Annotated in this window: 4 protein-coding genes; 3 read left to right on the top strand and 1 reads right to left on the bottom strand. The window is 70.5% G+C overall.

The features are described 5' to 3' along the window. The first annotated feature begins 273 nt into the window (after nt 1–273). From P1P70_RS39435 to nirD, 3 genes are read left to right on the top strand one after another with little or no spacing between them, the layout of a single operon-like run. Complete coding sequence (locus P1P70_RS39435) at nt 274–1,491, top strand: NAD(P)/FAD-dependent oxidoreductase (RefSeq protein ID WP_319246459.1); 1,218 nt, start codon at nt 274–276, stop codon at nt 1,489–1,491. Further along, the gene (nirB, locus tag P1P70_RS39430; RefSeq protein ID WP_319246457.1) at nt 1,492–4,095 is read left to right on the top strand and encodes a nitrite reductase large subunit NirB; all 2,604 of its coding nucleotides are present in this window, start codon (nt 1,492–1,494) and stop codon (nt 4,093–4,095) included. After that, entirely contained in the window at nt 4,092–4,442 is a 351-nt protein-coding gene (gene nirD, locus P1P70_RS39425) for a nitrite reductase small subunit NirD (protein ID WP_319246455.1), read from the top strand. Before nirB ends, nirD begins: the two co-directional genes overlap by 4 nt. Before the next feature lie 91 nt (nt 4,443–4,533). On the opposite strand, the gene P1P70_RS39420 is transcribed toward nirD, so the two are convergent. Next, the gene (locus P1P70_RS39420; protein ID WP_319246452.1) at nt 4,534–5,466 is read right to left on the bottom strand and encodes an oxidoreductase; all 933 of its coding nucleotides are present in this window, start codon (nt 5,464–5,466) and stop codon (nt 4,534–4,536) included. Nucleotides 5,467–5,674 lie beyond the last annotated feature (208 nt).

Genomic DNA, 5,674 nt, shown 5'->3' with positions numbered 1-5,674 from the left:
CAGAGGCCGCATTCGGATTTTCTGACTGTCTCGTTGGCTTCGAAATGTGTATAAGCGACCGCGCCCCCGACCGCGCCCCGGCCCGCCTTCCCGTATACGCCCGCATGACCTCCGTATCACCAGGTCAGCGCGGTGGTCCCGGGTGTCCTCACACCCCACCCGGGCATTCCGGAAACCCCTCACACTCCGCTCGGGGCCGCGGGGAGGGCAGCGTTCCTCGCGGGAAACAGATGCGATGCGGTCGGGTAACACCGGCACCGCACGCTCAAGGACATGACCTCGAATGAGCGTGTGGTGGTGATCGGCTCCGGCCTCGCGGGTGTACGTCTCGCCCGGCGGCTGGGAGAGCTCGGCATGCCCGCCACGCTGGTGGGCGAGGAGGAGCACACACCGTACAACCGGGTGCTGCTCGCCGAGGTGCTGGCCGGGCGGTACGCGCCCGAGGTCATCGCGCTGCCCGCCCCGGCCGAGCTGACGCGCGGCCGGGTGGTCCGTATCGACCGCGAGATGCGAGCCGTACATCTCGCGGACGGTGCGGAGATCCCGTACGACAGGCTGGTCCTCGCGACCGGCTCGAACCCGGTGCTGCCGCCGCTGCGGGGCCTGTGGGACCCGGAGCGGCACGAGTTCCCCGACGGGGTGCACGCCTTCCGGACCATGGACGACTGCATGCGGCTGTCGAAGGCCGTACGGCCGGGCTCGCGGGCCGTCGTCATCGGCGGTGGACTCCTCGGGGTCTCCGCCTCCCGCGCGCTCGCCCTGCGCGGCGCCCAGGTCGTCCTCGCCCAGCAGGGCGAGCGGCTGATGGAGCGTCAACTCGACCCGTCCGCCTCGAAGTTGGTCCGTCGGCACCTGTCCGACCTCGGCGTCGAGGTGCACACCGAGACGCGCGTGCGTGCCGTGCGCAGCGTCGGCGGGACCGTGCGGTCGGTGTCGATGGCGGACGGGTACGCGCTCGACGCGGACCTCGTGGTCATCGCCTGCGGAGTCCACCCCCGGGTGGGTCTCGCCCAGGAGGCGGGGCTCGCGGTGCACAAGGGCGTCATCGTCGACGAGGAGCTGCGCAGCTCCGACCCCCGCATCCACGCCATCGGCGACTGCGCCCAGTTCGAGGGCACGGTGTACGGGCTCGCCACCCCGGCGCTCGAACAGGCCGATGTGCTGGCCGAGTTGCTCGCGGGGAACAGCGACTCCCGGTACACCGGCACCCGCGCCCTGACGCGGCTGACGCTCGCCGGAGCGGACTTCCTCGACCTCGCCGCGTTCGGCGAGCCCGAGCCGCTGCCCGGTGACGACGTCATCCAGCTGGCCGACGCCACGCGCGGCACCTACCGCAAGGTCGTCGTCCGCGACGACCGCCTGGTCGGCGGGGTGCTCGTCGGCGAACTCGGCACCGTCGGCGCGCTCGCCCGCGCCTGGGAGGGAGCGGAGCCGCTCCCCGGAGACGGCGCTCCCCTGCTCCACCTGCTCACCAACGATGGAGGCTCCTGAATGTCCGCCACCCTGGGGGCCACCCCCACGATCGTGCTCGTCGGCCACGGCATGGTCGGCCAGCGCTTCCTCGAAGCGCTCGCCGAGCGCGGCCTGACCGCCACGCACCGCGTGGTCGTGCTCTGCGAGGAGCCGCGCCCGGCGTACGACCGGGTGGCGCTCACCTCGTACTTCGCGGGCAAGAGCCCCGAGGACCTCTCCATGACCGACATGGAGTTCATCGAGACGCACGGCATCGAGCTGCTCGTCGGCGACCCGGCCGAGACGATCGACCGTGAGTCGAAGAAGGTCACCGCGCGCTCCGGGCAGGTCTTCGAGTACGACATCCTCGTCCTCGCCACCGGCTCGTTCCCGTTCGTGCCGCCGGTCCCCAACAAGGACGCGGCCGGCTGCTTCGTCTACCGCACGATCGAGGACCTGCTCGCGATCGAGGAGTACGCGAAGACGGCCGAGGTCGGTGCCGTCGTCGGCGGCGGTCTGCTCGGTCTGGAGGCGGCGGGCGCGCTGAAGGGTCTCGGACTCACCTCGCACATCGTGGAGTTCGCGCCCCGGCTGATGCCGGTGCAGGTGGACGACGGTGGCGGCGCCGCGCTGCTGCGGACCATCGAGGAGATGGGCCTGAGCGTGCACACGGGCGTCGGCACCCAGGAGATCGTCGTCGACGAGTCCGGCGCGGTCACCGGCATGAAGCTCTCCGACGGCTCCGAACTCGCCACCGACCTGGTGGTGTTCTCCGCCGGTGTCCGCCCCCGCGACCAGCTCGCCCGTGACTGCGGACTGACGGTCGGCGAGCGCGGCGGCATCAGCGTCGACGAGCAGTGCCGGACCGTCAACGACCCGCACGTCTTCGCGATCGGCGAGTGCGCGCTGGCCTCCGACGGCCGGGTGTACGGCCTGGTGGCCCCCGGCTACGAGCAGGCCGAGACGGCCGCCGCGACCATCGCCGCCGACGAGGCCGCGTTCACGGGCGCGGACATGTCGACGAAGCTGAAGCTGCTCGGCGTCGACGTCGCCTCCTTCGGTGACGCGCACGGCGCGACCGCCGACTGCCTGGACGTCGTGTACTCCGACTCCCGCTCCGGCGTCTACAAGAAGCTGGTCATCGGCCGGGGCGGCGAACTGCTCGGCGGCATCCTGGTCGGCGACGCGGACGCGTACGGCACGCTGAAGGCCTTCACCGGGTCCGTCCCGCCCGTCTCCCCCGAGTCGCTGGTGCTCCCGGCGGGCTCCGGCGGCGGCGCCCAGCTCGGCCCGACCGCGCTGCCGGACGACGCGATCATCTGCTCCTGCCACAACGTGTCCAAGGGCGCGATCCGCGGCGCGGTCACCGACCACCAGTGCACCACGGTGCCCGAGGTCAAGAAGTGCACCAAGGCCGGAACGGGCTGCGGCAGCTGTGTGAAGGTGCTGGGCCAGCTGGTCACGGCCGAGCTGGAGGCCGGCGGCGTCGTCGTCGACAAGGGCCTGTGCGGCTGCTTCTCGCAGACCCGCGAGGAGCTGTACGAGATCGTCCTCGCCCTGCGCATCAACACCTACCAGGACCTGCTGGACCGGTACGGCCGCGACGAGGCCAAGGGCGGCGACGGCTGCGAGATCTGCAAGCCGGCGGTCGGCTCGATCATCGCCTCCCTCGCGCCGACCATCGGCGCCAGCGGCTACGTCCTGGAGGGTGAGCAGGCGGCGCTCCAGGACAGCAACGACCACTTCCTGGCCAACCTGCAGAAGAACGGCTCCTACTCGGTCGTCCCGCGCATCCCCGGCGGTGAGATCACCCCCGAGGGCCTGATCGTGATCGGCGAGATCGCCCGCGACTTCGGTCTCTACACGAAGATCACGGGTGGTCAGCGGATCGACATGTTCGGCGCCCGCGTCGAGCAACTGCCGCTCATCTGGACCCGGTTGGTGGATGCCGGCTTCGAGTCGGGCCACGCGTACGGCAAGTCGCTGCGCACGGTGAAGTCCTGCGTCGGCCAGACCTGGTGCCGCTACGGCGTCCAGGACTCGGTCCGCATGGCGATCGACCTGGAGCTGCGTTACCGGGGGCTCCGGTCCCCCCACAAGCTGAAGTCGGCGGTCTCGGGCTGCGCCCGCGAGTGCGCGGAGGCCCAGTCGAAGGACTTCGGCATCATCGCGACGTCGAACGGCTGGAACCTCTACGTCGGCGGCAACGGCGGCGCCACCCCGCGCCACGCGGACCTGCTGGCCCAGGACCTCTCCGACACCGAACTGATCAAGCTGATCGACCGGTTCCTGATGTTCTACATCCGCACCGCGGACCGCCTGGAGCGCACCTCGACCTGGCTGGAGCGCATCCCCGGCGGCCTGGACCACGTCCGCGACGTGGTCGTGGAGGACTCCCTCGGCATCTGCGAAGAGCTGGAGTCCCTGATGACGGACCACGTCTCGCACTACGCCGACGAGTGGGCCTCCACCATCAACGACCCCGAGAAGCTCGCCCGGTTCGTGTCCTTCGTCAACGCTCCGGACACCCCGGACCCGGTCGTCGGCTTCGTCCCCGAGCGCGACCAGATCAAGCCCGACCTGCCCCTGCTGTCCATCGGCCTGCGGCCCGCCGATGTCCTGGAAGGAAGCGCCCAGCGATGACCCTCGCTCCCGAGAAGATCGACGTCAAGGTCCAACTGCGGCTGCCGGAGGGCTGGTTCACGGTCTGCGACCTGGCCCTGCTGATCCCAGGCCGCGGCGTTGCCGCCTTGCTCCCCGATGGCGAACAGGCCGCGCTGTTCCTCGACCGCGCGGGCAAGCTGTACGCCGTCGACAACCGCGACCCCTTCGGCGGCGCCGCCGTCCTCTCCCGGGGCCTCACCGGCAGCCACCAGGGACGCCCGTTCGTCGCCTCCCCGCTCCTGAAGCAGCGCTTCGACCTGGAGAGCGGGCAGTGCCTGGACGACGAGACGGTACGCATCACGGCGTACGAGGTGCGGGCCGCGTAACCCGCAGCCCGTCGCCGCTCACCCACCCGTCGCGCGTGGCGCGCGTTCTGGTGGGTGAGCGGCGACGGGCGGTTGCGGCCTGGCCGTGGCGTCAGGACTTCAGTTCGTCGTACGTGACGCCGGTGAGGTGCTCCGAGGCGGCCCAGAGGCGTTCACCCGCGCGGTCGTCGCGGGTCCAGGAGGCTCGGAGGGAGGGTACGGGGCTGCCGCGCCACATCGCGAACGACGGGCCGACGAAGGAGTCGGGGCGTACGGCGGGGGCGGTCGCCGCGTAGAGGGTGGGCAGGGCGCCGCCCTCGGCGGACTGGGCGAAGAAGCGGTTGCCGATCCGCATGAAGCGTTCGACGCTCTTGCGGCCCTCGGCGCTGGGGCCGGCCGTCTGGAGGTTGGTCGACGCGTAGCCGGGGTGCGCGGCCGCGGCGACGACCTCCGAGCCGTTGGCCGCCAGGCGCCGGGCCAGCTCGTGGGTGAAGAGCAGGTTGGCGGTCTTGGAGCGGCCGTAGGCCAGCCAACGCCCGTATCCGTGCTCGCTGTTGAGGTCGTCGATGTCGATGTTCGCCCGCAGGTGCATCAGGCTGGAGACGGTCACGACGCGGGCGCCGGGGGTGGCGAGGAGGGCCGGCAGGAGCAGTCCGGTGAGGGCGAAGTGGCCGAGGTGGTTGGTCCCGAACTGGGTCTCGAACCCGTCGGTCGTACGGCTCCGCGCCACGGCCATCACACCCGCGTTGTTGACGAGCAGATCCAGCCGGTCGCTCGCCTGCGCGTAGGCTGCCGCGAACTCCCGTACGGAGCCGAGGTCCCCGAGGTCGAGCCGCATCAACTCGACGCTGCCGTCCGGAACTTCGGAACTCATCCGCTCCAGTGCCGCAGCGCCGCGCTCCGCGCTGCGGCAGGCGAGGACGACGTGGGCGCCACGGCGGGCGAGCTCCCTGGCGGCGGCGTATCCGATACCGCTGTTGGCACCGGTGACGATGGCGGAGCGGCCGTGCTGATCGGGGATGTCGCGCACGTTCCAGTCGGTCATGACCGCCGCCTTCCCGAGGAGTTCCTGGGGTGTGCTCCAGCGTAGACCGGGTGGGGAGGTGGCGCTGCCCATTATAACCTTCTCGAATCCCAGAAAACGGGAGGAAATAGGTTAGACCGTCTATTGCTTGAAAAAAAAAAAACAACAAGTGGTCAGATGTAACTAAGTCCCGCTAGTATGCCGAACATGACCATGTACAACATAGACA

It is taken from the genome of Streptomyces sp. MB09-02B (genome assembly GCF_033794485.1).
Lineage (GTDB): Bacteria > Actinomycetota > Actinomycetes > Streptomycetales > Streptomycetaceae > Streptomyces.
Note: the sequence above shows the minus strand (reverse complement) of the source record. Positions and strands in the feature narration are given on the sequence as shown.

Excerpts from the sequence above, each read along its gene's own strand:
- P1P70_RS39435 (WP_319246459.1), top strand. The coding sequence starts at position 274 with ATGACCTCGAATGAGCGTGTGGTGGTGATCGGCTCCGGCCTCGCGGGT.
- nirB (WP_319246457.1), top strand. The coding sequence starts at position 1,492 with ATGTCCGCCACCCTGGGGGCCACCCCCACGATCGTGCTCGTCGGCCAC.
- nirD (WP_319246455.1), top strand. The coding sequence starts at position 4,092 with ATGACCCTCGCTCCCGAGAAGATCGACGTCAAGGTCCAACTGCGGCTG.
- P1P70_RS39420 (WP_319246452.1), bottom strand. The coding sequence starts at position 5,466 with ATGACCGACTGGAACGTGCGCGACATCCCCGATCAGCACGGCCGCTCC.